At 71.5% G+C, this 26,697-nt stretch carries 22 protein-coding genes and 1 pseudogene; 8 read left to right on the plus strand and 15 right to left on the minus strand.

Annotated features, from left to right (window positions below; all coding sequences use genetic code 11):
• Positions 1 to 57 precede the first annotated feature (57 nt).
• Genes ACIRP2_RS22355 through ACIRP2_RS22375 form a run of 5 tightly spaced genes read right to left on the minus strand, consistent with a single transcriptional unit; the run spans position 58 to position 7,346 of the window.
• Positions 58 to 1,998 carry a prolyl oligopeptidase family serine peptidase gene (locus ACIRP2_RS22355; protein WP_404252819.1) on the minus strand — a complete coding sequence of 647 codons (1,941 nt, stop codon included), beginning with the start codon at positions 1,996 to 1,998 and terminating at the stop codon, positions 58 to 60.
• The gene (locus ACIRP2_RS22360; protein WP_404252821.1) at positions 1,995 to 2,834 is read right to left on the minus strand and encodes an ABC transporter ATP-binding protein; all 840 of its coding nucleotides are present in this window, start codon (positions 2,832 to 2,834) and stop codon (positions 1,995 to 1,997) included. The genes ACIRP2_RS22355 and ACIRP2_RS22360 overlap by 4 nt, the downstream gene beginning before the upstream one ends.
• Positions 2,831 to 4,747, minus strand: a complete 1,917-nt coding sequence (locus ACIRP2_RS22365) for a dipeptide/oligopeptide/nickel ABC transporter permease/ATP-binding protein (RefSeq protein WP_404252823.1) — start codon at positions 4,745 to 4,747, stop codon at positions 2,831 to 2,833. The genes ACIRP2_RS22360 and ACIRP2_RS22365 overlap by 4 nt, the downstream gene beginning before the upstream one ends.
• Before the next feature lie 2 nt (positions 4,748 to 4,749).
• Positions 4,750 to 5,736: an ABC transporter permease gene (locus ACIRP2_RS22370; RefSeq protein WP_404252825.1), complete on the minus strand. Its 987-nt coding sequence runs from the start codon at positions 5,734 to 5,736 to the stop codon at positions 4,750 to 4,752.
• Positions 5,736 to 7,346 carry an ABC transporter substrate-binding protein gene (locus ACIRP2_RS22375; protein ID WP_404252827.1) on the minus strand — a complete coding sequence of 537 codons (1,611 nt, stop codon included), beginning with the start codon at positions 7,344 to 7,346 and terminating at the stop codon, positions 5,736 to 5,738. The genes ACIRP2_RS22370 and ACIRP2_RS22375 overlap by 1 nt, the downstream gene beginning before the upstream one ends.
• Before the next feature lie 212 nt (positions 7,347 to 7,558).
• Here ACIRP2_RS22375 and ACIRP2_RS22380 point away from each other — a divergent pair, with 212 nt between their 5' ends.
• From ACIRP2_RS22380 to ACIRP2_RS22390, 3 genes are all read left to right on the plus strand, one after another.
• Complete coding sequence (locus ACIRP2_RS22380; RefSeq protein WP_404252829.1) at positions 7,559 to 8,125, plus strand: DUF4291 domain-containing protein; 567 nt, start codon at positions 7,559 to 7,561, stop codon at positions 8,123 to 8,125.
• A gap of 867 nt (positions 8,126 to 8,992) precedes the next feature.
• Positions 8,993 to 10,984 (plus strand): ABC transporter ATP-binding protein, encoded by a 1,992-nt coding sequence (locus tag ACIRP2_RS22385; RefSeq protein ID WP_404252831.1) that lies wholly within the window; start codon positions 8,993 to 8,995, stop codon positions 10,982 to 10,984.
• Positions 10,985 to 11,191: 207 nt separating this feature from the next.
• Positions 11,192 to 11,998: an SAM-dependent methyltransferase gene (locus ACIRP2_RS22390; RefSeq protein ID WP_404252833.1), complete on the plus strand. Its 807-nt coding sequence runs from the start codon at positions 11,192 to 11,194 to the stop codon at positions 11,996 to 11,998.
• 130 nt (positions 11,999 to 12,128) lie between these two features.
• Here the strand turns inward: ACIRP2_RS22390 and ACIRP2_RS22395 are convergent, their stop codons facing one another.
• The 4 genes and pseudogenes from ACIRP2_RS22395 to ACIRP2_RS22410 all read right to left on the minus strand — a co-directional run.
• On the minus strand, positions 12,129 to 12,638 hold the full coding sequence (locus ACIRP2_RS22395) for a DUF664 domain-containing protein (RefSeq protein WP_404252835.1): 510 nt from the start codon (positions 12,636 to 12,638) through the stop codon (positions 12,129 to 12,131).
• A gap of 133 nt (positions 12,639 to 12,771) precedes the next feature.
• Positions 12,772 to 13,809, minus strand: coding sequence for an MsnO8 family LLM class oxidoreductase (locus ACIRP2_RS22400; RefSeq protein ID WP_404252837.1), 1,038 nt, complete (start codon positions 13,807 to 13,809; stop codon positions 12,772 to 12,774).
• 141 nt (positions 13,810 to 13,950) lie between these two features.
• The gene (locus tag ACIRP2_RS22405) at positions 13,951 to 14,142 is read right to left on the minus strand and encodes a DUF6381 family protein (RefSeq protein WP_351083309.1); all 192 of its coding nucleotides are present in this window, start codon (positions 14,140 to 14,142) and stop codon (positions 13,951 to 13,953) included.
• Between the two features lie 141 nt (positions 14,143 to 14,283).
• Positions 14,284 to 14,409, minus strand: a pseudogene (locus ACIRP2_RS22410) (LuxR C-terminal-related transcriptional regulator); the annotation flags it as partial.
• A 196-nt stretch (positions 14,410 to 14,605) separates the two neighbouring features.
• Here ACIRP2_RS22410 and ACIRP2_RS22415 point away from each other — a divergent pair.
• On the plus strand, positions 14,606 to 15,379 hold the full coding sequence (locus ACIRP2_RS22415) for a class I SAM-dependent methyltransferase (protein WP_404252839.1): 774 nt from the start codon (positions 14,606 to 14,608) through the stop codon (positions 15,377 to 15,379).
• A gap of 4 nt (positions 15,380 to 15,383) precedes the next feature.
• On the opposite strand, the gene ACIRP2_RS22420 is transcribed toward ACIRP2_RS22415, so the two are convergent.
• Positions 15,384 to 15,845 carry a hypothetical protein gene (locus ACIRP2_RS22420; protein ID WP_404252841.1) on the minus strand — a complete coding sequence of 154 codons (462 nt, stop codon included), beginning with the start codon at positions 15,843 to 15,845 and terminating at the stop codon, positions 15,384 to 15,386.
• Between the two features lie 485 nt (positions 15,846 to 16,330).
• On the opposite strand from ACIRP2_RS22420, the gene ACIRP2_RS22425 reads away from it, so the two are divergent.
• Both ACIRP2_RS22425 and ACIRP2_RS22430 read left to right on the plus strand, forming a co-directional pair.
• On the plus strand, positions 16,331 to 17,392 hold the full coding sequence (locus ACIRP2_RS22425; protein ID WP_404252843.1) for a tetratricopeptide repeat protein: 1,062 nt from the start codon (positions 16,331 to 16,333) through the stop codon (positions 17,390 to 17,392).
• Positions 17,389 to 18,441, plus strand: coding sequence for a polyprenyl synthetase family protein (locus tag ACIRP2_RS22430; protein ID WP_404252845.1), 1,053 nt, complete (start codon positions 17,389 to 17,391; stop codon positions 18,439 to 18,441). The genes ACIRP2_RS22425 and ACIRP2_RS22430 overlap by 4 nt, the downstream gene beginning before the upstream one ends.
• A gap of 132 nt (positions 18,442 to 18,573) precedes the next feature.
• On the opposite strand, the gene ACIRP2_RS22435 is transcribed toward ACIRP2_RS22430, so the two are convergent.
• The 4 genes from ACIRP2_RS22435 to ACIRP2_RS22450 all read right to left on the minus strand — a co-directional run bounded on the left by ACIRP2_RS22435 (position 18,574) and on the right by ACIRP2_RS22450 (position 21,502).
• Positions 18,574 to 19,266, minus strand: coding sequence for an RraA family protein (locus tag ACIRP2_RS22435; RefSeq protein WP_404252847.1), 693 nt, complete (start codon positions 19,264 to 19,266; stop codon positions 18,574 to 18,576).
• Between the two features lie 166 nt (positions 19,267 to 19,432).
• Positions 19,433 to 19,987, minus strand: coding sequence for a hypothetical protein (locus tag ACIRP2_RS22440; protein ID WP_404252849.1), 555 nt, complete (start codon positions 19,985 to 19,987; stop codon positions 19,433 to 19,435).
• Between the two features lie 133 nt (positions 19,988 to 20,120).
• A complete protein-coding gene (locus tag ACIRP2_RS22445) occupies positions 20,121 to 20,852 on the minus strand; it encodes a 2OG-Fe(II) oxygenase (RefSeq protein ID WP_404252851.1) in 732 nt (243 codons plus the stop codon).
• A gap of 494 nt (positions 20,853 to 21,346) precedes the next feature.
• Positions 21,347 to 21,502 (minus strand): DUF6131 family protein, encoded by a 156-nt coding sequence (locus ACIRP2_RS22450; protein WP_404252853.1) that lies wholly within the window; start codon positions 21,500 to 21,502, stop codon positions 21,347 to 21,349.
• Positions 21,503 to 21,926: 424 nt separating this feature from the next.
• Between ACIRP2_RS22450 and ACIRP2_RS22455 the strand changes: the two genes are divergently transcribed.
• Complete coding sequence (locus ACIRP2_RS22455) at positions 21,927 to 23,042, plus strand: AI-2E family transporter (protein WP_404252933.1); 1,116 nt, start codon at positions 21,927 to 21,929, stop codon at positions 23,040 to 23,042.
• 265 nt (positions 23,043 to 23,307) lie between these two features.
• On the opposite strand, the gene ACIRP2_RS22460 is transcribed toward ACIRP2_RS22455, so the two are convergent.
• A complete protein-coding gene (locus ACIRP2_RS22460) occupies positions 23,308 to 25,431 on the minus strand; it encodes a glycogen debranching N-terminal domain-containing protein (RefSeq protein ID WP_404252855.1) in 2,124 nt (707 codons plus the stop codon).
• Between the two features lie 125 nt (positions 25,432 to 25,556).
• Here ACIRP2_RS22460 and ACIRP2_RS22465 point away from each other — a divergent pair, with 125 nt between their 5' ends.
• Entirely contained in the window at positions 25,557 to 26,606 is a 1,050-nt protein-coding gene (locus tag ACIRP2_RS22465) for a LacI family DNA-binding transcriptional regulator (protein ID WP_404252857.1), read from the plus strand.
• Positions 26,607 to 26,697 lie beyond the last annotated feature (91 nt).

Consider the following 26,697-nt stretch of genomic DNA (forward strand, 5'->3'; position numbering starts at 1 on the left):
TTCGGCTCCCATTCCGTTTGGTTCAGCGACTTCGGGGGTTCGGGGTGCTCGGCGGCTTCAGCGGTCGGTGTGCGTGGTGACCCACTCGATCAGCCGGCGGGAGTAGTCCTCCCGGTGCGAGGGGCGGCCGTCCAGGAGGAAGAGGTGCGAGCTGCCGGGGTACACGACCAGCCGGACCGGCACGTCCCGGGTGCGCAGCGCGTGGAACCACTGCTCGGCCTGACCGACCGGGCAGGTGTCGTCCGCGCCGCCGTGCAGGATCAGGGTGGGCGCGCGGACCGCGTGCGCGTGGCTGATCGGCGAGAGCTCCGTCAGCCGTTCCGGATCGCCGATCTCGAAGTCGGCGATCAGGTGTCCTTCCTCGGAGGTGCCGGCCATGCTCCTCAGGTCGACCAGGATGCCGCCCGGGACGACGGCGGCGAAGACGTCGCTGCGGGCGGAGAGCCAGCAGCTCAAATAACCGCCGTAGCTGTAGCCGGTGAGCGCGATCCGTTCCGGGTCGACGAGCCCCTCGGCGACGAGGGTGGCGACCGGTTGCAGGACGTCCTGCTCGTCCGTCTCGCCCCAGGCGCCCACGGCGGCCGTGTAGAACGCCTCGCCGTAGCCGTCGCTGGCACGGACGTTCAGCGTCAGGACGGTCCAGCCCAGCGAGGCCAGCTCCTGGTGGTAGAGGTGGGCGGGGTCGGAGTGCGGTGCCCAGGCGTTGTGCGGGCCGCCGTGCACGTCGACCAGCAGCGGCCCGCCCGCGGGCGTCTGCGCGGCCCGGGTGATCATGCCGTGCACCACGGTGCCGTCCGCGATGGTGAACTCGCGTTCGGTGACCGGGTGGAGGGCGATCTCGGGCAGCGACCGGGTCATGTGGTCGGTCAGTCGTACGGACCGCGCTCCGGCCGACGGCCCGCCCGGTTCCCCGGACGTCCAGCCGTCCAGGTCGAGCAGTTCGATCTCGGCGAAGCTCGACGCGTCGGAGACCACCACCGCCGCCCGCCCGGCCTTCGTGGCGACCGAGCAGCCGCTGACCCCGGTGCCGACGGGCAGCGGAGAGGCGCTGATCCCTGCCGCGTCCACCCGGTACAGGCGGGTGGCGCCCCGGTCGCGGGCACAGAACACGATGGCGTCGCCGTGGAACTGCGGCAGCGCGCCCGGATAGCCCGGCCCGCCGGGCAGGACATTGCGGTCCAGGGCGGAACCGACCGACACCGGCGCCGATCCGTCCAGGGGCTGGCGCAGCAGCTCCTGATGGCCGACGCCGAACGTGGTCCGGCCGACGACGAGCAGAGCGGATCCGTCGGGGAACCAGCTCACCGGCCCGGCCAGTCCCTCGGCCGGGCCGATCCGGCGGGGCTCGGGCGTGTCGTCCCCGACCTCTACGACATGGGCGGCCGAGGTCCCGAGCACGGCCGCGTCCGGGCCGCTCTGCGCCGGGTAGGCGAGCTGTGTGCCGTCGGGCGACCAGGTGGGCGTGCCGACGTGCCGGTCGCCGTGCGTGAGCTGCCCGACCTCGCCCGACTCCACCTCCACCACGAACAGTTGTGTCCGGACCGATCCGATCATCCCGGCCCCGTCCGCCTTCCAGCCGAGGGCGTCGATGACCACGGGTGCGGTCGCCTCGCGTCGGGTCGCGCGGGCCGAGAAGGCGATCCGCGACCCGTCCGGGCTCCAGACCGGTGTGCCCGCTCCCGCCGGGCACCGGGCGGGCGTGGTGAGCGGTACGGCCTCTCCGCCGTCGGCGGAGAGCAGATGGAGCTGCCCCTCGCGCAGGAACGCCAGCCGCGCCCCGTCCGGGGACCAGCGCGGCGTGGTGTCCGCGGGGCCGTGGGTGAGCCGCCGGGCCGGGCCTCCCCCGGCGCGCACCTCCCACACGGAACGGACCACGCGGTCGTTCTCGGCGTCCTGGGTGGCCAGGGTGTAGGCGACACGTTCCCCGTCGGGAGACAGCGTGGGATCACCGGGGATCTCGAACCGGTACAAGTCGTCGATCTTCAGCGGTCGGGTCATGACGCCTCCTCGGCGAGGGCGAGAGTCGGTACACAGGAGATCAGGTTCCGGGTCGTCGGGTGCTCCGGGCGCTCCAGCACCCGGTCGGTGGGGCCGCACTCGACGAGGCGTCCGCCGTCCATCACGGCGACCTGGTCGGACAAGTAGCGGACGACCGCGAGGTTGTGGGAGATGAAGACCATCGCGAAGCCCAGCTCGCGCTGGAGTCGACGCAGCAGATTGAGCACCGCGCCCTGGACCGACACGTCCAGGGCCGAGGTGATCTCGTCCGCGATCAGCACGGCGGGTCGGGCCGCCAGAGCCCTGGCCAGGGCCACCCGTTGGCGCTGCCCGCCCGAGAGCGCGTCCGGGGTGAGCGTCGCCCGCGCGGGGTCGATGCCGACGAGCTCCAGGTAGTGGGTCACTTCCGCGTCGCGTGCCGCGCGGCGTTCACGGGCCGATGCCCTGCGGACGGTCCTTTCGCGCCGGCCGGACCACGGGGCCGGTGCCGTGCGGGCGAGGGCTCCGCCCGGGTCGGCTCCGCGATGCGACGCCGACGCTTCGGCGACCGAGGCCCCGATCGTCATGCGCGGGTCGAGCGAGGCATACGGATTCTGGAACACCAGCTGCACCGGGCTGCGCCCGCGCTGTCGCCCGGCGTCGCGCCCGGCGACCAGTACCCGCCCCGAGTGCGTCGGGGCAAGCCCGACGACGGCCTTCCCGAGGGTCGATTTACCCGACCCCGAGCCGCCCACGAGTCCGGTGACCGTTCCCTCCGGCACCAGCAGGTCGACGTTCTCCACCGCGGTGAAGCGACCGTAGCGCACGGTGATTCCGCGCAGTTCGAGTGAGCTCACGGCGTTGCCTCCACTCCGTTCGAGGTGGTCCGAGCGGGCGTGCCGACCGCCACCGCGTCCACCGGGTACCAGCAGGCGACCCTGTGGCCGGGTCCGGACGGGGTGAGGTCGGGGACCTCGTCGTGGCAGCGGTCTCGGGCGCGTTCGCAGCGCGGTGCGAAGGGACAGCCCGGCCCCGCCTCCCCCGGTTCGGGCGGGCGGCCGGGGATGGTCGCCAGTTCCGTGCCGGGATCCGTGGCCATGGTCGGGACGGCCCCCACCAGCGCCCGGGTGTACGGGTGGGCTGCGCCGCGGATCAGTCCGGCGACGGGAAGATCCTCGACGACCAGGCCTCCGTACATCACCAGGACGCGTTCGCAGACCTGGGCGACGACGGCGAGGTCGTGGGAGATCAGCAGCAATGCGGCGCCGGACTCCTCGCGCACCTCGGCGAGCAGGTCGAGCACCTGTTGCTGGACGGCCACGTCGAGTGCCGTGGTCGGCTCGTCGGCGATGACGAGTTTCGGCTCGCCCATCAGGCCCATCGCGATGACGGCCCGCTGTCGCATCCCGCCGGAGTACTCGTGCGGCCGCTGCCGAGCGCGCCGCTCCGGCGAGGGGATACGGACTGCGCCGAGCCGGTCGGTGGCGCGTGCCATGGCCTGCGCCCGGGACGCTCCGAGGTGCACCTCGGCCACCTCGGCGAGCTGGCGTCCCACGCGCAGGGCGGGGTTGAGCGACGCCATCGGGTCCTGGAAGACCATGGCCAGCTCGGTGCCCAGGCGCGGGTCCGCGCGCACATCGTGGCCGTCGAAACGGAGCGTGCCCGCGTCGACCCGTCCCGGGTGCGGGACCAGATCCGCCAGGGCCAGGGCGCTCAGGCTCTTGCCGGACCCCGATTCCCCGACCAGGCCGACGGCCTCTCCGGCGCCGATGTCCAGGGAGATCCCGCGTACGGCTTGTCGCCCGCCGGGAAAGGTCACGCGCAGGTCGCGCGCCCGGACCAGTGGCGCGTCGTCGTGGTCGGGGTCCGTGCCGACCGGTGCCGCGGCCCGCTGTCCCGGCGCCGGGACCGGTGTCCGCGGCGTCCGTCGGCCGCCGGCCTGGGCGAGCGCCTCACCGAGCAGCCCGAACACCAGCCCCGTCAGGACGACGGCCGCGCCGGGTGCCAGGGCCGCCGCCGGGTTCACGTAGATCCGGTTCAGCTGCTCGTTGAGCAGCCGCCCCCAGTCGTACTCGGGGGGCTGTACGCCCAGGCCGAGGAACGAGAGGCCGGAGAAGGCGACCAGGATGCCACCGGTCGCCTGGGCGGCGAACAGCACCGACGGCTCGGCGATGTTGGGGAGCAGATGACGTACCACCAGCCGGAACCGGCCCACACCGAGGGTCCGCGCGGCGGCGACGTAGTCCGAACCCGCCACCGAGGCCGTCAGGTTCTGCACCAGCCGCGCCATGGGCGGGACCATGGCCAGTCCCACGGCGAACACCGCGCCGGTGCTTCCCACCCCGAAGATCGTGGCGAGGAAGAGCAGGAACAGCAGACCCGGAAAGGCCACCAGTACGCCCACGGTCGCGGTGATCAGCCGGCCGAGGCGTCGGCCCACCACCGCCGGTGCGACACCGAGCAGCAGCCCGCCACCGACTCCGACCACGGCGGCCAGCAAGGTGAGTCGCAGGGTCAGCCGGGTCGCCACCACCACACGGGCGGCGATGTCACGGCCGAGTTGGTCCGTGCCCAGCAGATGCGCGGCGCTGCTTCCCTGGTTGATGGCGTCGGTGTCGACCCGCGCGGCCCGGTCACCGAGCACGACCGGCCCGAACACGGCGACCAGCGCCACCAACAGGCAGCCGGTCAGCGCGGTGATGCCTATGGGCGACCGGAGCGTGCGCCCCAGCCGGTGCCGCAGTGAGGTGTCTTGGTCCTGGTGTGGCATCGTCAACTCCCGCGGACGGTGGACTGGGGGTCGGCCACGGCCACGGCCACGTCGACGGCGAAGGTGATGAGCAGCGCGGCCGCCCCGTAGACCAGCACGACGCCCTGGACCAGCGGATAGTCCTTCTCGGTGATCGCCTGGACGATCGTCGTGCCGAGTCCGGGCCAGGCGAAGACGTTCTCGACCAGTACGGTGCCGGCGAGCAGCGAACTGAACAGCAGGCCGCCCAGGGTGAGCGAGGACGTCAGCAGATTCGGCAGCGCGTGCCGCAGATACCGCAGCCGGGCCGGAAGCCGCTTCGCCCGCGCAGTGCGCATGTAGTCCTCGCCCAGCACTCGCAGGGCCTCCACCCGGACGATGCGCGACAGTGCGGCCGCCGGGACGACGGTGAGCGCGAGCACCGGCAGTACGTAGGAGTCCAGCCCGCCGCGCGAGGCCACCGGGAAGACCGGCCATGCCACGGCGAACGCCGCGACCAGGCCGACCGCCAGCAGGAACTCGGGCACCGCGCCCAGGAAGCCGGTGACGCCGGTGAAGGCCAGCTCGCCGCGGCGCCTGCGGCCGTCCTTGGTCAGCACCGCGGCGGTCATCCCGACCGGGATGGCGAGCAGCAGGATCAGCACGAACGCGGGGACGGCGATCTGCAGGGTCGCCGGGAGCCTGCTGGAGATGATCTCGGAGACGGGCATCTGGGCGCCGATCGAGTCGCCGAGCCTGCCCTGGAGGAGATGGCCGACGAAGTCCCCGTACTGCTCGGGCAGCGGCTGGTCCAGGCCGAGCGAGTGTCTGCGGGCCGCGATCAGTGCCGGGTCGGCGGTGGTGCCGAGCGCCGACCGCACCGGGTCGCCGGGGATCAGATGGATCATCGCGAACGCGGCGGTGACCAGCGCGGCCAGCGACACCACGAGTCGCCAGGTTCGGCGCAGGACGAATCCGGCCCAGGGGCTGCGGGCGGTCGCGCCGAGGGAGCCGAGGGTGATCGTCGCCATCAGCCGGCACTCCGCCGCAGGGTGCTGGGGACGATGCCGGAGCCGTCCACCTCGAAGGTGATGCCCTTTCCGTAGTACCGGAGCGGCCTGTTGACGATCGGCACGATGTCGACGTTCTTGACCAGGGCGGCGTCGGCGGCGTTCCACAGGGCGCAGCCCGAGACGCCGGGCTTCGCCGAGGCCTGTGCGGCGAGCCGCCGGTAGTCGGCGTTGGCGATGGAGCCGAAGTTGTTGCCCCTGGGCGGTGGCGGACCGTCGTAGAACTGGGTCAGCTGGTCCGGTAGGACGACACCGATGGGGGCCCAGGCGACATCCCAGTCGCCGCCGGTGAGCGTGCTGAGGATGCTGGAGGAACCGGTGGGCCTCGCCGATGCCTTCACTCCGAAGGACGTCCACTGCTGGACGGCCAGTTCGATCGCGGAGGCGACCTGCGGGCCCTGGTTGGTCGGGTAGCTGAGCCCGACGGCGAGCGGTTTGCCGTCCTTGGTCCAGGTGCCGTCGCTCTTCGCCCAGCCCGCGGCGGTGAGCGCGGCGGCGGCCCGCTCCGTGTCGTGGGCGGGAAGGTTCCCGGTCACCGTGTCGCCGGTGCAGGGGGTGGGGGCGGTCTCGCCGATGCCGGTGGCGGGCCTGCCCTTCCCGCCGGTGGCGACGTTCCCGAGCTGCTTCAGGTCCAGTACGGAGACCAGGGCCTTGCGTACCGCCGGATCGGCGCCCGGATGACCGGCCGCCTGGTTGAACAGAAACTGCCCGAAGAGCGCCTGGGTGGTCTCGCGGTGCACCTTGGCCGCGTCCAGCCGGTCCTGGTCGGCGCCGTTGATCAGGGCCCCGTTGATCTGCCCGGCCATCAGGAGGTTGGCGGCGGTCGACTCGTTGGCGACCACCTTGAACACCAGCCTGCCGGGGAGTCCCGCGCCGGTGGATCCGTTGGGCCCCCAGGCGTATCCGTCCCGCTTGACGTACGTGTAGTGGTCGCCGGGGACCGCTTCGGTCAGCCGGTACGGTCCGCTCGCGTCGGTGGCCTTGGCCAGCGCGGCCGGCGCCGCGAGGCTCTTCTTGCAGAGCAGCGGCAGCAGCCGGGACATCTGCACGATGAACGGCGCGGGTTTCGTCGTGGTGACGGTGACGGTCCGGCTCGCCCTGTCGGCCTTCGCCACGGCGGTGACGGGGACGGAGAGCCCGAGCATCGGGGACTGGTTCTTCGGATCGGCGATGTGGTTGTACTCGGCCGCCACGTCGTCGGCGGTGAGCGGCGCTCCGTCCTCGCAGGTCACCCCAGACCGGATGGTGAACTTCGCGGAGGTCGACGTGGCGGACCACTTCTCGGCCACCCCGGGAACCAGCGAGCCGTCGGCCTCGATGTGCACGAGCGTGTCGTAGGCGAAGGAGTTCATCGACAGTGCGGTGCTGGCCAGCGCCGTGGTGGGACTGAGGGTGCCCGGATCTGCGGCGACGGCGAGCACCACCGTCGTCCCGCCACCACCTGCGGTGGACGAGCCGCCACCGCACGCGGCCGCGGTGGTGACCAGGCCGAGCGCCGTGACCGCCGCGGCCGCGGACCGGACCCCTCGCCTCGTGCCGAATCTCGTCTCCGTGCCTGCGGTGCTGGCCATGGTCACCTCCGAGGGAGCGGCACGCCGCCGCCGAGTGAGGGAACATTAGGCAGCCGCCCATCGGCCCCGAGTGGTCGCGCCGCACGAAAAACCGCCCTGCCGACGGTGCTCCGCGACGAAGACGGACACGAGGGTGCGGGGGCATGAACGGTCCGGTCGGGCGGAGCGAAAACCGATCGCGGTCGAATCGGGTGGCTGGAAGCCTGTGGGGCATGTCCACCCAGCACCAGATACGTGCCCACTACGACGAACGGACGATCGTGGTGTACCAGGCGTACTCATCCGCCGTCGCCGGACCGTCCCTGCGGGCGAACCGGTTCGTGCCGCCGTTCTCGTTCAACCGGATGACCTGGATCAAACCGTCGTTCCTGTGGCTCATGCACCGCAGCAACTGGGCACGGAAGCCCGGGCAGGAACGCGTGCTCGCGGTACGTCTCACCCGTTCCGGCTGGGAGGAGGCGCTGTCCCGGGCCGTGCTGACGACGACCGACCCGGCAGTCGTCGCCCGAGCCCCCGTCCATGTCCAGTGGGATCCCGAGCGCTCGCTGCGGGGAGCCGCGCTCAATCACTACAGCATCCAGGTCGGGGTCGGACGCGGGCTGATCCGCACCTTCGCGGACGACTGGGTCGTCGAGCTCACCGACATGACGCCACAGGTCCGCAGGATCGCGACACTCAAGCAGAGCGGCCGGATCGCACAGGCCCAGCGGTTGCTTCCGCCCGAGCGGATCTACCCGGTGCCGTCGGCCACCGCGCAAAATCTCCTCGTCGACGTGTGAACGCCGCCTCCCGGCCGTCCCGAACGGGCCGCGGTGGCGGCGGTCCGTACCGTTCGGCGCACCCATCGGGAGAACGGCGCTTGACGCCACGTCACTCCGTTTGCCTCGCAGCTTGACGCGCGGAGCACCGACGGCACGGACCGCCGCAGAAGCCTCACCCGTCGCTGCCCGGTCCCGCCCGGCCCGTGGGCGGCCGGCCCGCACTCCGCCCATCCGAGTGCCTCCTCCCGCCACGTCTCCTGCTCCCAGGGCGTCACCGCACTCGGCTGCTGTCCCCGGTCCACGATGTCCGCCGCCCCAGGCCGCGCCGCTCCGTCCCATCACCGTGACCGTCGGCCTCATCCGCTTGTTCCACGGCGGCGTGCCGCCACGGATCGTATGCCTTCGCAAGCACCATGGACCGCCCCCCGGCGTCTACCGCGTGAGGTTCCACGGCGTCGTCCGGGGCAACGAGGCGCGCAGCGGGCACGAGCCACGAAGCGGGCCCGGGTGAGGGGTTCGTGCGGCGGGTTCGCCACAGCAACGCAATCCCTCGATCAGGTGCCGGACCACCTGACGGGTGAATCGAACGCCACATCACGCCCTCTTCACCAGCACCCCCAAGCCTCCCCGATCGAGTCGAACCTTCGTCCGACAATTCGTCCGTCAAGACCCGTGACGAGTCCCTGTTCCACGCGTTTTCCGATCACACGTCCGGCACGGCCGACTTCGAGGAGGAACCGTGAGTCTCGGTCCCATCCCAACCGTTCTTCACCTGGTGTTCGAGAATCTTCCTTCGCACGCGCCGCCCCCGCGGCACCTCGTTGACGCGCGGTCCGGCCCGGTCCGTCCCGCGGTGCCGCTCGGGGATGAGGAAGCGGGTGCGGCATGAAGGTCTTCGGGCGGGTACGGATGGCCGAGCCGGCCGTCTCCGCAAGCGAGAAGGAACTGTTCGGCGGTCCCCTGCGCTATGACACGGGCTGGTCCGAGCACGAGCTGTCGACGCTGGACCTGACCATGCCCGAGGCGGTGCGTGTGCTGCCCCGGCTGGTCGGCACCACCCTGCGGCGGGCCTGGCGCGCAGATCGCCCGGCTCTGGTGGTGCTGGCCGTGAGCGAGATCGGACAGGGGGTCGCCGCAGCGGTCGGGCTGCTCGCGGTCAATGCCGTGATGCACGCGCTGCTCGGTACGAGGGCCCCGGTCGACCGGTTGTACGAGGCGCTGCCCGCAATGGCCGCGGCCGGGGCGATCGCGGTGATCAGCGCATGCCTGGCCTGCTGGTCGACCGCGCGGGCGGGGCGTCTGGAGCCCCTGGTGGAGCGGCTGGCCACGACGGAGTACCTGGCCGCCGCGGCGGCGGTGGAGCTGGAGGCGATCGAGGATCCGGAGTTCCGCCGCCTCATCGAAGTCGCACAGTACGGCGCCGCCTCCGCCCGGCGCATGATCGGCGCCTGCGTCGCCGCTCTGAACGGGGCCATCTCCCTCCTCGCGACCGGCGGCGTCCTCACCGTTCTGCACCCTGCGCTGCTGCCGATGCTGGTGCTGATCGCCGCGCCCCGCGGCTGGGGGGCGATGCGGGTGGCGCAGAAGCGGTACGTGTCGGTGATGACCTGGATCGAGCACGTGCGTGCGAGCCGTCTGATCGGCTCACTGCTCACGTCCCGCAGCGCGGCTCAGGAGGTGCGCATCCATGCGGTGGGCCGGTTCCTGCTGGAACGGTACGAGGACATGGCCGAGAGCGCGGAGGCGGAACAGAAGCGACTCGCGACGGACAAGGGCCTCACCGAACTGGTGGCCGCGGGCATGTCCGGGATCGCCGTGGTCGGGACGTACGCCGTCCTCGGCTGGCTCATCGTGTCCGGGCACATGGAACTCGCCGTCGCGGGCACGGCCGTTGTCGCGGTGCGCTCCGGCTCGGCGAACCTCGGCGGCCTCGTCATGAACGTCAATCAGCTCCACGAGGAGAGTCTGTACGTACAGGACCACGACCGATTCCTCGGCGAGGCCGCCCGCCGCGCCATCCCCACCGGTGGTCAGGACCTTCCTGACCGTGTCGGCGCGGTGGTACTGGAGAAGGTGACCTACCGATATCCGGACCGTGACGAGCCCGCCCTCGACGAGGTGTCCCTGTCGCTCCCCATGGGGTCGGTGACCGCCGTCGTCGGTGAGAACGGATCGGGCAAGTCCACGCTGATGAAGATCGTCGCCGGACTGCTGCTGCCACAGAGCGGCCGGGTGCGCTGGGGAGGTGTGGACGAGACCGATCTCGACCGGGCCCGGCTCTTCGAGCGGGTGTCGCTGCTGACACAGGATTTCGAGCGGTGGCCGGTGACCGCCGCGATGAACATCCGCATCGGACGCCCCCTGCGGGCCGCCACCGACGAGGAGCTGGAACGGTCGGTCGAGTACGCCGGAGCGTCGCCGGTCGTCGCGAAACTCCCCCACGGACTGGCGACGCTGCTGGCCCGCATGTTCCGTGGCGCGTCGGAGATCTCGGGCGGTGAGTGGCAGAAGATCGGCCTCGCCCGCACGCACTGGCGGACGAAGACCTGCGCGGCGGACAGCGTGCTGATCGTCGACGAGCCGACCTCGGCCCTGGACCCCGAAGCGGAGATCGCCGCGTTCGACCGGATCCGGCAGCTCGCCGGTCCGCATCGGGCGGTCGTGCTGGTGACCCACCGCATGTCCGGCGTCCGCCACGCCGACACCATCCACGTGCTGAACAGGGGCCGCCTGGTCGAGCACGGCACCCACGACGAACTGATCGCGGCCGACGGGCGCTACGCCTCCATGTTCCGTACCCAGGCGGCCCAGTACGCGCCCCGCACGGGCCCCGTCCTCCCTCACCAGAGCACGCCGACGGCGCACGACCATGCCTGAACCGGCGCCGTCGCACCGCTCGACTCCCGCCGCCCCGAAGGGGGAAGGCCCTGCGGGCCTTCAAGTCCACCACCATGGGCATTCGTTGACCGAGGATCCGTGATGCGATCCGCGGGGGACCGCCTCCGGCCGGAGGCGGTCCCCTGTGGGAAGGCACCGGTGATCGGCACCTCGGCAGACAGGTTTGGCATATGCCAGGATCGTGCCATGAGTACTTCTTCGCAGTCGCCGGCCGACAGACTTCAGACGGACCGGCCGCACTCGGCACGGGTGTGGAACTACATCCTGGGCGGCAAGGACAACTACACCGTCGACCACCAGATGGGCGACATGATCCTCAAGATGTTCCCGGACTTCGCCGACGTCGCCCGCCTCCAGCGGGCCTTCCTCGCCCGCGCGGTGCGCTTCCTCACCGCGGAGGCGGGCATCCGCCAATTCCTCGACATAGGCACGGGCCTGCCCACCGCCGACAACACGCACGAGGTGGCCCAGCGGGTGGCCCCGGAGTCCAGGATCGTGTACGTCGACAACGACCCGCTCGTCCTCACCCATGCCCGTGCGCTGCTCACCAGCACTCCCGAGGGTGCCTGCGCGTACATCGACGCCGATGTCAGGGACGCCGACGCGATCCTCTCCGAGGCCGCCAAGACACTGGACTTCAGCCGGCCGGTCGGGCTGACCATGCTGGGCATCATGGGACAACTGCCCGATGAGGACGACCCCTGGGCACTGGTCGACCGACTGGTGGACGCGCTCCCCCCGGGAAGCTATCTGGCCCTGAGCGACGGCACGAACACAAGTGACGCGCTGAACCGTGCCGTTGCCTCGTACAACGCCAACTCGGCCAGTTCGTACCATCTGCGCAGCCCTGAACGGATCGCCGACTTCTTCCACGGCCTGGAACTGGTGGAACCGGGCGTCGTCAGGACATCGGCCTGGCGCCCCGATCCCGAACAGAACCCGGCGAACGCCCTGCAGGGCCACGCCGTGAGCGGCGTCGCCCTCAAGCGCTGAGCCGCCCGGGTCCTCCGGAAGCCGAAGCCATGTCCTCCACGGCCGCGGCTCCGGAGGACCGGGAGCGCGGCGGGCGTCGGCGGATGCCGACTGCCTCACCGGCCCGACATGCCCCCGTCCACGCCGAGTTCTATCGGCGTTCGAGCACACCGCGGACGAAGGCCGCCTGGCCCGCGTGTTGCAGATCGTCCGAGATGACACTGATCAGACGGACCCCCAAGGTGACCGGGGGCGACCACGACTCGTCCACGACACGGTTCAGAGCCCTGCCGTCGAGCCCACGCAGGAACCGGAGGGTCTGTTCGTGGACGTCGTCGTAGTAGCCGCTCAGCAGTTCGACCGAGCCCACCCGCACAGCCGCGATGTCCGCGCTGCTGTGTCCGTAACCGGTTGCTTCCTTCGCGAAGGGCAGATCGAAACGCGAGGCCCAGTCGTGGGTGAACCAGACCTGCTCGATCCCGGCCGCGTCCGACACATGGTCGTCCTGGATCCGCGTGAGGTGCCACACGAGCCAGGCAATCGTGTTCGCTCCGTCGTCGAGACGGGCATGGAGATCGGTGCGCGAAACGCCCTCGACCGCCGAATGCACCGCCTCCTGCACGCGAGTGAAAGCATCCGTCAAAAGATCAACGCTGTTCATTCCCTCACCATGGCCGCTCCGGTACTTCTCCCCCACGATCGACACGCGCCGCGCCCGGCACGGCCTGCGGTCGTGGTGACGACGGGGAGGCGACCCGCACGGTTCGTCGGGGCCTCGGGCGGTGCGGCGACCATCATGCCGGGGCGGCGGATTCGCTCCTGTCGCTCGTCAGATCCGCGAGCCCGGCCAGCCGGCGCAGTGAATCCAGCAGAGCCGCGCGGTCATAGGTGCTGGTGCTGACCAGCACCTCGTCCGCCCCGGTCTCCTCGATCGCCGCTTCGAGCGCCGGGAACACGTGGTCCTCCGTTCCCTGGAGATGGCCGCGCAGTCCCTTCTCGAAGAAGGCACGCTCCTTCTCCGTCATGGTCAGCGCCTCGATCCGTTCGGCGGGGGCGAGCGGCGGGAACACGCCATGCGTCCGGGAGTGGGCCATGGACCAGGCCTCCGGCACCAGAAGACGCCGGGCCTCCTCCGCGCTCCTCGCGAGCGCGATCGTTCCCGACACGACGACATAGGGCTCAGGGGCCCAGGACGAGGGGCGGAACTCCCGACGATAGCGCTCGACGGCCCGCAGCAGTTGCTCCCGGCCGCGGAGGTCGCCGACGACCAGCGGCAGCCCGGCCGCGGCGGCGATACCGGCCCCCTCGCCGGTGGCCAGTACGAACGGAGGTATGCGCAGCCCTTCCGCGGGGCGGGCATGGACCTGCGGGTGGATGCGCTGCGTACCCGCCAGCCAGCCGAGGAGTTCGTCGAGCCGGCCGGCGAAGTCCTCCGCGGCCGACTTGTCCCGGCCGAGCGCGCGGCGAATACCGTCGGTGAAGCCCACCGAGCGTCCGAGGCCCATGTCGATCCGGCCGGGGAAGAGCGATTCCAGCACCCCGAACTGCTCGGCCACCACCAGTGGTTGATGATTGGGAAGCATCACGCCGCCCGTACCGACCCGAATGGTCGATGTCGCCGCCGCGACGGCCGCTGCCAGCACGGTCGGCGCCGAACCGGCGATGCCCGGCACGCTGTGGTGCTCGGACACCCAGAACCGGTGAAAGCCGAGCGCTTCGGCCTCCTGGGCGAGACGCACGGTGTCGCGCAGCGCTTCCGGGCCGTCGTGGCCCTCGCGGGTTCGGGAGCGGTCGAGGACGGAAAACCGGGTGGATGCGATCACGGAGCTCACATCCTTGTTCAACGTCCGGCCCGCGCCAGGATTCCCCGGTCGGCCCCGGCGTGCGCGCGGGCCCGGACGATGACGTTCGAGGGCCCGCGGCCGACAGGCGTGCACGGCGCCGGGCGGAGGGGCCGGGGTACGGCCGGGCGACTACTTCATGGGGTAGATGTCCCCGCTCGCCATGCCGCTGACCTGATCACTCTCCGCTTCGATCCTGCGGGCCTTGTCCTTCAGGCGCTGACGTTCCTTGGGGTCGGTGGTGCGCTCGGCCGCCTCCTCAAGGTCCTTGGCCTTGGCACGCATCTGCTTCACACGACCTCGGTATTCTTCTGACTCGCTCATGATCACTCCTTGGATCCGCGGCCGGAGCGGGCTCCGCCCACGGGATCACGGAACCGAGCCCCCTGGGGGCAACGCGTCCCGGCCGGCCGGCCACCGTTGAGCACCACGCGACGGCGTCCGGCTCGGGTCAGCCATCAGCCATCAGCCATCAGCCATCAGCCCAGCGTCCCGGGCGGCCAGTGCCGCCTGGACACGGTTTCCCACCTCCAGGGTAGTCAAGATGCGGCTGACGTGGGCCTTCACCGTGCTCTCGCTCATCCGCAGCCGCCCGGACCTCGATGCGGGTATTCGCGTTCCACCGGCCGATCGTAGGCACGTCATCACCCCGGGCCCATCGGCCTCCGGTCGCGTCCACCCCCTGCTTTCGTGGGGGTTTCCTACGCCTCTTCGATGACATCGGTACCGGTTCGCCCGGACACATCGGCCGATTTCCATGGAGTTCGCGCTCCCTGGCGTCACCGGTATGACTTCATGGCCCCGCTTCACCGACACCCGGCTCTTCGTCACCGAGGCCGTACACGGCTTCCGCACCACCGGCGCGGTGGCACCCAGCAGCCGGCGTCTCGCCTCCGCCCTCTGTGAACCGGTCGGCGAGCGGGCCGGACAGCCGCTGGACGTGCTGGAGGTGGGGACGGGCACGGGCCCCGTCACCCGCTTCCTGCTGCCGCTGCTCGCCCCGGGCAGCTCGCTGGACGTGGTCGAGGCCAACCCGCGCTTCGCGGCCGTCCTGCGCCACGTCGTCGACGAACCGCGCCCGGACCGGGAGGGCCGTTCGGCGCATCCCCACGTCCGGCTCCACGGCCACGCGCCGAGCCCCGGTCGGAGCCCGCTTCGGGTGCGGGTTCACGAGACGCGTATCGAGCTCCTGGACACGCACAAGTCCTACGACGTGATCATCTCGGGCCTGCCGTTCACCAACTTCGGTCCGGACACGGTCGCCTCCCTGATGGACCGCTACCTGGATCTGCTGCGCCCCGGCGGGTCGTTGACCTACTTCGCGTACATCGGCACGGCCCGAGCCCGCCGGTTGGTCGCCCCCTCCGCCGAGGTGGCCCGGCACCGGGCGGTCGAGGCCGTCCTCGCCGCATACCGGCGGCGCGGGCCTGCCCAGGGACGCATGGTGTGGGCGAACGTCCCGCCGGCCCGCGTCTGGCGTCTGGAACCGACGCCCTCGCGCGCCGACGCCCCCGCCCCGCGCGGCGAACGAACCGCCGCGGCCCGCCCGACCGAGGGGTGATCGGTCAGCCCCGGGCCCGGCGTCGGGGGCACCTCGATGCACCCCGACGTCCCCGATGGCAGCCCGCAGCCAGGAAACCCAGACCGACGCCCAGCATCCAGGAGTCCTTGGCCAGCGGGATGCCGTTCTGGGTGGGGCGCAGGCTGCCGGGCTCCCGCATGCCGGGAACACGCAGGTAGAGGCCGAGGAGTCCGCTGGAGAACCCGGTCAGCGCCAGTCCCGCCAGCCGGGTCGGCACGACGGGGGCGAGCAGCGCACCACCGATCGTGACCTCCGACCAGCCGAGCATCCGGGTGAATCGCCCGGCCTCCAGCTTCTCGAGGAACGGGTAGGCGACGCAGGCCATGCCGTGCACGGCCCGCGCCGTCTCCTCGTCCGCCTTCACCTTGCCCAGGCCGGAGTTCAGGATGAACGCGCCGATGGCGAGGCGGGGGGCCACATCGCGTGGTTCGAACGTCATGGTCATGGGAGCCTCCGTCGATCTGGTACTCGGCCCCTCGACGAGCTTAGCCAGGAGACGCCCGGGGCGCTTCGCAAGGCGCCCCGCCGGTGCGATGCGCACCGCACCGGCGGGGCGCCCGGCAGGATCTCCCATGCGTGCGCCGCACACCGTCCGCCGGATCGGGCAGGACTCCGGTCCTCGGGCCGTCCGCCGGTCGGCCCCGTGCGGTGCCGTGCGTGGCCCCGGGGCGATCCCGCGGTCCGGCCGCCGGCCGCTGCCGACGCGTTGCCCCTCGCCGTGAAGCGCCGACGACTTCTGCCGCTCACGGAGCAACCTCAACCAGCCGACCGTCGTCTTGATCCACAACAAGGCGGTTCGCCGCACGTCACCTGCCACCTCCGACCCCCCACGAACGCCCGGGTTCGACCACCGGTCAACTATGCACAAAATGTATACATGACGTGCATAGTTGCTCCGCCGCCGAACCCGGCCGCGCGCGAAAGGCACCCATGCACAGCAAGGCAATGGCGCCCGAGTACCAAGGCGCTCTCACCAAGATGTCGGTGAACTCCTCTCTCACGGATGTACTCGCGGAGGGTGTACATCACTTGAGAGAGGCCGAACTCAGCGGCTCCCAGAAGGAAGTGGCGAAGTGCGGGCTCGCGGTGGCCGAGGCTCATCGCCGACTCGGCAACATCGCGGAAGCCGATCAGGCGTGGAAGGCCAGCTACCGGGCCGCCCGCTCGGCCGGTGACCTGGGCGCGATGGCATGGGCGCTGTGGAGCGGCGGGACACTTGCCCGGCAGCGCGGTGAACTCAGGCTCGCATTCCGCCTGTTGGGTCTCGCCGCCGACATGGGGAAGCGTGGCGGGGATGTCGTCGCCCGTGGCTACTCCCTCGCCGGCCTCGCCGAGACCGGGCGCATACAGGGCGACTACGAGACCGTCGCGGTGCTGCACGAACAACTGCTCGCCGAAGCGCGAGCCCGTGGCGAGGCACGGCACACCGTGTGGGCCCTGGAGGGAATCGCACAGATCCACCGCAACACCGGATCGCTCGACAGTGCCCTTGCCATGTTCGAGGAAGCGGCCGAACTGGCCGGGAACGCGGACGACCGGCGTGGCCGCGCATGGGCCCTGCGCGGCATGGCCGACATCATCTCCCTGCGGGACGACCCCGAGCGCGCTCTGGCCCTGCTCACGGAGGCGGAACTCACCTGCCGCGAGATGAAGTTGTCCAGCGCACTGGCGTACAACCGCAAGATGCGCGCCAACGTCTTCTTCCGTGCCCACCGGTACGAGGAAGCACGTCAGGTGTACGAGGAGGCACTCGCCGAGTTCCGCGCGATGGCCGAACCCCGGGGCGAAGCCCTCGCCCGGCTCGGTCTCGTCAAGTCGCTGGCCCGGCTCGGCCGGGACCGGGACGAGACCGCCGCCGACCTCGGCGAGCTGCGCCGCACCCTCAGCCGGATCGGCCTGCTCAACGCCCGGGACATGGTGGACAAGGCGTACGCGGAACTCGGCGTGACACCGATCGACGGCGATGGCGACGAGGAGAGCGGACACCGATGACAACCTCGCCCGTAACCCACCGGGCCGCGGCACCGCACATCCTCGCCCGCTGCCGCGATCTCGTCCGCCCCGCGCTGGCCGGAGCTGTGCAGCGTCTGCATCCCTGGCACGCGGAGATGGCCGCGTTCTCCCTCGGCTGGGGTGGAGTGGACGGCAGCCCCGTCCCCGGCTCACAGGGCAAGGGGGTGCGCCAGGCGCTCGCACTGCTCAGCGCCGAGGCCGCCGGCGCGCCCGCGGAGGATGCCGTCGTCGGCGCGGTCGCCGTCGAGCTGATCCACGTCTTCTCCCTCCTCCACGACGACATCATGGACGGCGACGAGACCCGCAGACAGCGCGCCACCGTCTGGAAGGTGTACGGGACCGGCCCGGCGATCCTCGCAGGGGACGCGCTCTTCGCACTGGCCGTCCAGACACTGGCCGATTCGCCCGGCGCGCACGGCGGGGCCGCGGTCCGGCATCTCGCCGGAACGCTGACCGACCTGGTGCGCGGCCAGGCCGAGGACCTGCTCTTCGAGACCCGCCCCTGGACCGGGCCCGAAGCGGTGCGACCCCACGAGTACCGGTGGATGGCCGAGCACAAGACCGGCGCGCTGCTCGGGTGCGCGACGGGCCTCGGTGGACTCCTCGCCGGAGCCCCGGCCGCGACCGTCGACGCCCTCGCCGGGGCCGGTCGGCACCTCGGAGTGGCATTCCAGGCCGTGGACGATCTCCTCGGGATCTGGGGAGATCCGGAGCGCACGGGCAAGCCGGTCCACAGCGATCTGCGCAGGCTGAAGAAGACGTACCCCGTCCTCGCGGCCCTGGCCACGGACGACCCCGCCGCCCGGCACCTCGCCGCGCTCCTGGGTTCCGGCAACCCGCTCGACGCCACCACGGCCCGACGGGCGGCCGACCTCGTCGAAGAAGCCGGCGGGCGTACGGCGACGCTGGCCGAGGCCCACCGGCACCTGGACAGCGCCCGCCGCAGCCTCGACGGTGTCCCACTGGCCCCGGCCGCGCTCGGTGAACTCCTGGCGCTGTTCCCGTTCTTCGTCGACCGCGCCGCGTGATCCACCGGGCGCCCCGACCGGGCCCCACCGCCCCTGTCCCGGGCTCATGCGCCGGTGGCCGGAAACCCGTCACCCGGGCCGGCCACCGGCACCTCCCGAACCGTGGCCGCGCACAGGGCGGTCGCCCGCGGCCTACTCCTCGATGGCCCCACCGGTCCGCCGGAGGTGCTGGCGGAACGTGTACGACGGATCGGCTGTGCGCCGGGCCAGATAGTCGTCGAAGGAGGTCTGCTTGCGCAGTGTCTCGCCCGCTCTGATCATGAGGGCCTGTTCGCGCTCGGTCCCGCGGATCTCGTGCGCGGTGGCCAGCACCTCCTCGACACGTGGGGCCGGGACGAACAGCACTCCGTCCTCGTCGCCGAAGACGACGTCCTCCGCGCTCACCAGGTGCGGGCCGAATCGCGCCGTGGTCAGGGCCTCGGGCTCCCGCTCGTCCAACCGCACGGGGCCGGAAGGGTAGTTGCCGTAGCTGAACACGGGAACGCCGATCTCCCCCAGTTCCGAGGTGTCGCGGTGCAGCCCCCACACCACCAGGGCCGCCACGCCCGCGGCCTCGGCCTCGAGCACCGCCAGGTCTCCGACACACGCCTCGTCCGACCGGCCGCCGTTGTCGATGACCAGCACGTCGCCCTGGTCCGCCGCGCCGAACGCCTCCAGGAACACATCCACGCTGCCGTAGTGCCGCACCGGCAGCGCCGGGCCCGCGATCCGGTGCCCGGAGACCACCGCGCCGATTCCGGACGGCGCGATGCGCAGGGGCACGTCGACGCGGAGGCAGGCATCGGCCACCAGCGGTGTGGACAGGTCCTCGAAAGCCTTCAGCATGGTTCTCCCTGGCACGGCGCTGCCGACAGCGGGCGACGACAGCGGCTTGGATCCGCGATGTTACTTGCGCGGTCCCGACGCGTCGACGGAACTCCTCGTCGGGCCCCCGCCGCAGCGCGCTTCGGCTCAGGACCGGGCCGCTTCGCCGCGCCGGGCCTGCCCCACGTCATTCGGGCAGGACGTCCGAAGGCCCGTAGGGGGTGGTCCAGCCGCGGCGCATCTCCCAGGTGCCCCCGTCCGCGGAGGCGCCGCGCAGACCGTGCACGGTCCCGGCACCGGCGAGTTCGACGAGCAGGGAGGTGCCGAGCGAGGCGAAACCGAAGGTGCGGACCGGTTCCCAGTCGGTGGAACGGCGCAGGCGCCGGACGAGCCGGGCCGTTCCGAGCGCCGCACCGGCCAGCACCCACGCGTCCGGGGTCTGCGCCGTCAGTCGCCGGGCGGGGCGCAACCACGAGGCGGCGTCCTCCGGCCAGTCGACGACGGCAAGGACGTCCTTGTGCAGGGACTGCCATGCGCGGACGAACGCCTCTGCCGCGGTGCGGGAGTTGGTGTCGCGCCCGTGCCCGACGGCCACGGACCGGATGTCCGGGCGCGAAGCGCTCAGCAGGCCGATCAACGCAGCCAGTTCCGCTTCCGTGTGCGCACCCGGTGCCGGGTGGTCGACGGCGGGGGCTCGGAGCCCGGGTGACCTGCCGCGCGCGGCGTCCTCGGTCGGGCTCATGAGGTGTCCTCCGCAGCCCCACCGGCCTCCGCCGAGCGTGCCCGGCAAGGCGCGTTGCGGCGGGGCTCACGGTCCGGGCCGAGCAGTGCGCGCACGCGTCTGTCGCCTCTGCGACGGACATCGGTGCGGCCGTTCATCCGGCGTCGTGGAAGACGAGGCCGAGAGTCCGACGTCGGCCTGAGCGGACGGTGCTGACACCGTGCCGCATGGGTGCGGCCGACCAGCCCCGCCTGGACGCGACCGGACGGTCCCGGGTGGTGAAGACCAGCCCGTGCCCCTGCGGAAGGAGGATGGCCGATCCCCGGGACTGGGCGCGGGGGCGCTGCTCGGTCATCAGGAACTCCCCACCGGTGTAGTCGGTGCCCGGCGCGTCGAGTCCGATGACGACCTGGAGAGGGAAGAGCATGTCGCCGAAGACGTCACGGTGCAGGGCGTTCCAGTCTCCGGACCCGTAACGCAACAGGATCTGGGCGGACTTGGACTGTCCGGCCTCGTGACACATGCCGAGCCACTCCTCCAGTTCATCGGGCCACGGAGCGGGCCTTCCCAACCTGTGGGCCCAGTCGCGGGCGATCGGCAGCAGGTGCGGGTAGAAGGCCTGACGCAACTCCCTCACCGGCTCGGGCAGGTCGTGGGTGAAGTAGCGGTACCGGCCGGAGCCGAAACGGTGACGGGCCATGTCGACGGTGGAGCGGAAGCGCTCGTTCTCGCCGTACAGATCCGCGAGTTCGCCGCACTGGGCGGGGTCGAGAAGCCGTCCGGTGAGCGCGCTGCCGTGCCCGTCGACTTCTTCTGTGAGCGCCTCCCAGTCCGTGGCGTCGACCAGTTCGCTGACCGTCCCGGCCGGATGTGTTGTGTCGATCACGAGTCTCTTTCCTCAGTACGCGATGGGCGAGGGAGTGGGGCTTGGGCAACGTCGCGGCGTGACGGAAGGGGCGCGGCGAAGCGGGTCGGGCGGCAGCCCGGTCGCCGACTCGGCGACGCCTTCGCGGCGCGGCGGTTGTCTCTCGCGCCCCGACCCCCGGCACGGCCGGGCAGGAAGCCGTCCGCGTTGATTCAGCCGGTGACGGGACCGGTGATCAGCAGGGGCTCGCACCGATGGCCGTGCGGAGTGTCATCGGTCATTCCCTCCATGGGCTTTGGCCGGTCCATGGACGATTCTGTGCTGCTCGAAGCCCTGTGTCCGGCGGTTTCCGGACGGCGCATTTCCATCGGGGCCGCGCCTCACCGGGCGATGCGCCGGAGTCGGACGGGGTTCGGCCGGCGTCGTGGAGAGTGAGTTGCCGACGGTACCCGGCATCGCCCCGTGCCGCGGTCACCGATCCCGTCGGTGCGGAGACGGGCCCTGCCGGTCGGTTCCTACCAGTAATGCCGACGGCCGCCCACGGCATGCCCGACGGCACCCAGGATCCAGAGAGCGATGCCGATGACGACGAGCACGACACCGATGGTCCACAGGATCGAGATGCCCGCCACCAGACCGATGACCAGCAGAATGACACCTAGGACGATCATCGCATCCTCCTGTTGAGCGTCTCCTCCCAGTATGCGCCCGTCAACCGCCGTCGCAGATCGACGCGGAACGGGCCGGGAGGATCACTCGCCGATCCCGCAGAGCCCGCGCCCGGCCGCCGAAGGTGCGGACGAGGGGCGGCACGGGGGCGAAGAAGGGAGTCACGAAGGACACGGGCGGATGGGCTCGGCATCCGGACAGCGTGACGTCAGGGCTCTCGCCGCCGCTCCACGGCATCCGGCTCCGCCCATAGGGTGACTTCCCGCGCATGTCGCCGCACGGGCCCGCAACGACGCGTCCTCTGCTTGGTACCAGCAGGGAATGCCCAGGCCATCGCATCCGCAGCCCGACCACACGGAAGCCGGGGCGCCGTCCGAAGGACGGCGCCACCGGATCCGCGCCGCGTCACGCCAGGCGCTGCGCGGCATGCCGCGCCCTGCGGCCCGGGACTCGGACCTGCGGCAGGCGCGGCCCGGTCGGCCGTACGTACCACGCGTGAACCCGGCGCTGCAGACGGCCGCCGCGTACTCCTGGCGGATCCTCGCCGTGGGAGCGGTCGTGTACGCGGTCTTCGCGGTGCTGGGGCGGTTCCACGAGGTGGCGGCAGCCGTCTTTCTCGGCCTGGTCGGCACCGCGTTGTTGCGTCCGGTGGCGGATCTCCTGGCGCGCCGGATGCCCCGGCCGCTCGCCGTCGGCCTCGCACTGATCGGCAGTGCCGTCCTCGTCCTCGGTGTTCTGTCCCTCGTCGGTGAGACGGTCGCCAACGGGCGCGCCGGGCTGGAGCGGGAGTTCGGCGACGGTCTCGGCCGCATCGAGCGCTGGCTGGAGGGGCGGCCGTTCCGGCTGAACCCCGCAGCGCTCGATGACATCAAGTCCCGGATCGGGGAATTCCTGTCCCGCCATCGTTCCACTCTCATCAGCACGGCCGTGAGTGGCGTCGGGCGACTGGTGGAGGTGGTGACGGTGTTCGTGCTCGGGTTGTTCTGCTCGGTCTTCTTCATCCACTCCGGCGACCGGCAGTGGGACTGGTTCTGCGACCAGCTTCCGCGGGCCGCCCGTACCCGGGTGGCGATCGCGGGCCGTGCGGCGTGGCGCACCTTCACCGGGTACACGCACGGCATCCTCCTGGTGGCGGCGACCAACGCGGTACTCGTCGGACTGGCCCTGTTCGCGCTCGGGGTACCGCTGGCGCTTCCGCTGGCGCTGCTGGAGTTCTTCGCCGCCTTCATTCCGCTGATCGGGTCGCCGATCGCCCTCGCGGTCGCCGCCGTAGTGGCTCTGGCGTCGAAAGGGCCGATCGTAGCGGCCGTCGTCATCGCGCTGATCGTGGTCATCGGCCAGATCGAGGGCCATCTGCTGCACCCGATCGTGATGAGCTGGGCGGTCCGCCTGCACCCGGTGGTCGTCGCACTCGCGGTGATCGGCGGCGCCATCGCGGCGGGGGTGCTGGGCGCGGTGGTGGCGGTGCCCCTCGTGTCCGTCCTCTGGTCGGTCCATCAGGCACTGCGCCGGGCACGCGAGTGCGCAGGGACGAAGGACTGAACGAGGCGCGACACCGGGGCACGTGAGCCGGGCAGGATCTTGACGAGAGGCCCCGGCCCGGCCTCGGCCGCCCTCCTTCCGGAAACCGCCCGGGAGACGCGGCGTGCCCGGACCGGGCACGCCGGCAGGCCGGCCGCCGGTGCGTCTCCCGTCGTACCACCATCGCTGCCGACGCCTGTCGGGGTCGGCATCGGCCGCCCGGTCCGAGTCAGGTCCCCGCTCGGGCTCGCAGGGTCCAGCCCCGGACCGGGCACAGCCGCCCGTGTCAACGGGGCGTCGCGTGCTGCCTCTTCACCACGAGGCCCTCGGGCGCCTCGATGTGCGCCGTACCGTCCGCGTCGACGGAGATGTCGAGCCGCCCGCCCGCGACGTCGAGCCCCTCGACCTTCAGCGGCCGGTACGCCTCCGCGAACGCGGGCGCGACCGTGAGCGTTCCGCCGGGGACATCGGCGGAGAGACCGAGCACCGACTGGAGGATCATGACGGACGAGGCCGCCGCCCAGGCCTGCGGCCGGCAGGACGCCGGATAGGGCGAGGGCCGCGCGTCGATCGCCGCGCCATGGCCGGCGAACAGCTCGGGCAGCCGCGCGTCGAAGGCCGCCGACGCGGTCAGCAGCCCCTCGGACAGGGATGCGGCCGCCTCGGGGAACCCGGCCCTGACCAGGCCGTGCACCGCGATCGCGGTGTCGTGCGGCCAGATGGAACCGATGTGATAGCCGTACGGGTTGTAGGCCACGGAGTCACTGCTCAGGGTCCGCAGACCATGGCCCGAATCGAGGTCGGGCGCGCTGAGCCTGGCGGCCAGCAGGGCGCTCTCCTCGTGGTTGAGCAGGCCCGTGCCCAACAGGTGACCGAAGCCCGAAGTGACCGAATCGACCGGCTTCTTCTCCCGGTCGAGCGCCACCGCCGGGTACGGTCCCCGCTCGTCCTCCACCCAGAAGTGCTTGCGGAAGCGATCGCTCAGCCGCTCGGCCCACTCCTCCCACCGGTCGGCACCGGGGCGACCGAAGGCGCGCAGCAGGTCCGCGCCACCGCGGGCCGCCTCGTACGCGTACGCCTGGACCTCGCAGAGCGAGATCGGGGACGCGGCGAAGCCTCCGTCGCGGTACCGGATGGAGTCGCCGGAGTCCTTCCAGCCCTGGTTGGCCAGGCCCCGCCCGGTGTGGTCGATGTACTTCAGGAAGCCGTCCCCGTCCGCGTCGCCGTGGTCACGCATCCAGGCGAGGGCGGACTCCGCGTGCGGCAGGAGCTGCTCGACCTGCTCGGGCGCGAGGCCCCAGCGCCAGGAGTCGTGCAGCAGGGTGATCCAGAGCGGGGTGGCGTCGACCGTGCCGTAGTAACAGGGCGGCAGGGAGAAGTTCTCGTTGAAGTCCTGGGTGGCACGGCGCACTTCGTGCAGGATCTTGCCGGGCTGTTCCTCGGTGTCCGGGGCGGACTTCGTGCCTTGTCGCCGGGCGAGCGTGCGCAGCGTGCCGGCGGCGAGTTCGGTGCCCAGCGGCAGCATCATGCGGGCCGCCCACAGCGAGTCGCGGCCGAAGAGCGTGAGGAACCACGGGGCACCGGCCGCCAGGAACTGGTCGGCGGGCGCCTCCGGGTCGGTCAGCCGCAACCGGTCGAGGTCGGCGGCCGACTGGCTCAGCCAGTGGTCGAAGCGCCGGTCGGCGCTGCGCAGTGCCGGTGTACGCCAGGGCAGGCTCTGCGCGGGAGGCGCGGGGAACTGGTCGCCTTCCTCGTGCGCCGCCTCGCAGTCCAGTACGGCGGTCCATGACGAGCCGGGGGCGAGTGCGATGTCGTACTCCAGCCGTCCGGCCGCCGGGTCGACGGCGGCGGGCTCCGGGGAGCTGGTGAGGTGTACGGCGAAGCCGTCGCGGGACCAGTCCAGTCCGCTTCCGGTGGCGGTGGCGGTGACCGGGCTCTGCGCGTGTCCTGACTTGACGCGCTCGACCGGGGCGAGGTCCGTTCCGGCGGTGACGATCAGCCGGAAACGGACATGCTGCCGCCCTGCGTTGACGACTTCGAGGGTCTCCTCCAGGTGCCCGGGGGTGACGCGGCGGCGCCGGTGCAGGGTGGTCGCCGGGTCCGCCGTCTCCTCGCCCAGCCCGCGCAGCACACTACGGAAGGCAGCACGGTCCGCTCCCTCGAAAGCTCCGCGCACCGGGGCAAGCGCGATTCCGTCCGCCGCGACGGTCAGCCGGGCAAGTGCCCTGCTGTCACCGTGGTAGAAGCCGTCGGCCGAACCCTCGATCTGCCCGTCGTCGTGCGAGATCGCGAAGCTCGGAGCGTACAGCGTCACACAGGCGTCGTGCAGGAACGGCTGGAGGCCTTCGACCGACGGGCCGGCCTCCGTCTCGGAGTTTGTTATGTCGTGGGTCTTGACAGTGGTGTCCAACAGAGCAGAACCTCTCAGGCATTGGAGCGTTCCAAGAACCCTAACGACGACATCAGGGCGTTGACAACGCTTTTGGAACGCTCCAATAATCTCGTCAGTTCGCACAACCGGTTCCGGAGACCCTCATGCCCCGCTCCCCCAACACCCCCGCGCCCAAGGCCGCCTCGGTGACCCTGGCCACGGTCGCACGGCGGGCCGGAGTGTCTCCGCAAACGGTGTCGAACGCACTCAATTCGCCCGAACTGCTGCGTCCGGAGACCCTGGACCGGGTTCTGCGCACCATCGACGAACTGGGCTATCGCCCGCACCGAGCGGCGCAGACCCTGCGCACCCGCTCCAGCAAACTCATCGGGTACGGCATCCGTCCCACCGCCCCGGACACCTCGGCCGCGGTCATGGACCGGTTCCTGCACGCCCTGTCCCAAACGGCCGACGAGGCCGGGTACCGGATCCTGCTCTTCGCCTCGTCCCCCGACAGCGCCGGCCTGGACGGGTACGAGGAACTCCTCGACCTGCACAGCGTGGACGGTTTCGTGCTGAGCGGCACCGACCGCGGCGACCGGCGCCAGGCCTGGCTGGAGAAGCGCGGGGTACCGTTCGTGGGCTTCGGCCGGATGTGGTCCGGCCGGCAGATCGGCGACTGGGTCGATGTCGACGGCGCCGCGGGCACGGACGCCGCGGTCGAGCATCTGGTCGGCCTGGGGCATCGCAGAATCGCGTTCCTCGGCTGGCCGGGCGGCTCGGGGGTCGGCGACGACCGCGCCATGGGCTGGCAGCGCGCCATGCGCCGCCACGGACTTCCGGTGCGCGGCAGGCGGGCACGGAGCGTCGATGACATCGCTTCGGCGCAGGCCGCTGTCGGACCGCTGCTCGACGCGGGTGCGACGGCCGTGATAGCCGCCAGCGACATGCTCGCACTGGGCTGCTATCACGCCCTGCGCGAGCGCCGAGCCACGCCGGGCAGGGATGTCGCGGTCATCGGCTTCGACGACTCCCCCACGGCCGCGCTCCTGTCCCCCGGACTGTCCACCGTCGCCCAGCCACTGGAGGCCGTCGGCCGCGAATGCGTCCGACTGCTGTTGGCCCGGATGTCGGACGTAGGCGCTCCGCCCGAACGCGTCCTGCTCGAACCGTCTCTCGTCGTGCGCGAGAGCACGTCCACGTCGGACGACTGAACCACCCCCCAACGCCCGTTCCACGGGCCGTCTGTACACAGCGCGCCCTTTTCGGGCAGCTGAGCCGCAAGTGTCATCCCTCCTGGAGGAA

Source organism: Streptomyces sp. NPDC101194 (assembly GCF_044767885.1).
Classification (GTDB): Bacteria; Actinomycetota; Actinomycetes; order Streptomycetales; family Streptomycetaceae; genus Streptomyces.

Coding starts and splice junctions, on each gene's coding strand:
- ACIRP2_RS22355 (WP_404252819.1), bottom strand. CDS start 1,998: ATGACCCGACCGCTGAAGATCGACGACTTGTACCGGTTCGAGATCCCC.
- ACIRP2_RS22415 (WP_404252839.1), top strand. CDS start 14,606: ATGACTTCATGGCCCCGCTTCACCGACACCCGGCTCTTCGTCACCGAG.
- ACIRP2_RS22375 (WP_404252827.1), bottom strand. CDS start 7,346: ATGGCCAGCACCGCAGGCACGGAGACGAGATTCGGCACGAGGCGAGGG.
- ACIRP2_RS22395 (WP_404252835.1), bottom strand. CDS start 12,638: ATGAACAGCGTTGATCTTTTGACGGATGCTTTCACTCGCGTGCAGGAG.
- ACIRP2_RS22420 (WP_404252841.1), bottom strand. CDS start 15,845: ATGACCATGACGTTCGAACCACGCGATGTGGCCCCCCGCCTCGCCATC.
- ACIRP2_RS22385 (WP_404252831.1), top strand. CDS start 8,993: ATGAAGGTCTTCGGGCGGGTACGGATGGCCGAGCCGGCCGTCTCCGCA.
- ACIRP2_RS22435 (WP_404252847.1), bottom strand. CDS start 19,266: ATGCTGAAGGCTTTCGAGGACCTGTCCACACCGCTGGTGGCCGATGCC.
- ACIRP2_RS22370 (WP_404252825.1), bottom strand. CDS start 5,736: ATGGCGACGATCACCCTCGGCTCCCTCGGCGCGACCGCCCGCAGCCCC.
- ACIRP2_RS22390 (WP_404252833.1), top strand. CDS start 11,192: ATGAGTACTTCTTCGCAGTCGCCGGCCGACAGACTTCAGACGGACCGG.
- ACIRP2_RS22425 (WP_404252843.1), top strand. CDS start 16,331: ATGCACAGCAAGGCAATGGCGCCCGAGTACCAAGGCGCTCTCACCAAG.
- ACIRP2_RS22405 (WP_351083309.1), bottom strand. CDS start 14,142: ATGAGCGAGTCAGAAGAATACCGAGGTCGTGTGAAGCAGATGCGTGCC.
- ACIRP2_RS22455 (WP_404252933.1), top strand. CDS start 21,927: ATGCCGCGCCCTGCGGCCCGGGACTCGGACCTGCGGCAGGCGCGGCCC.
- ACIRP2_RS22380 (WP_404252829.1), top strand. CDS start 7,559: ATGTCCACCCAGCACCAGATACGTGCCCACTACGACGAACGGACGATC.
- ACIRP2_RS22440 (WP_404252849.1), bottom strand. CDS start 19,987: ATGAGCCCGACCGAGGACGCCGCGCGCGGCAGGTCACCCGGGCTCCGA.
- ACIRP2_RS22430 (WP_404252845.1), top strand. CDS start 17,389: ATGACAACCTCGCCCGTAACCCACCGGGCCGCGGCACCGCACATCCTC.
- ACIRP2_RS22450 (WP_404252853.1), bottom strand. CDS start 21,502: ATGATCGTCCTAGGTGTCATTCTGCTGGTCATCGGTCTGGTGGCGGGC.
- ACIRP2_RS22365 (WP_404252823.1), bottom strand. CDS start 4,747: ATGCCACACCAGGACCAAGACACCTCACTGCGGCACCGGCTGGGGCGC.
- ACIRP2_RS22465 (WP_404252857.1), top strand. CDS start 25,557: ATGCCCCGCTCCCCCAACACCCCCGCGCCCAAGGCCGCCTCGGTGACC.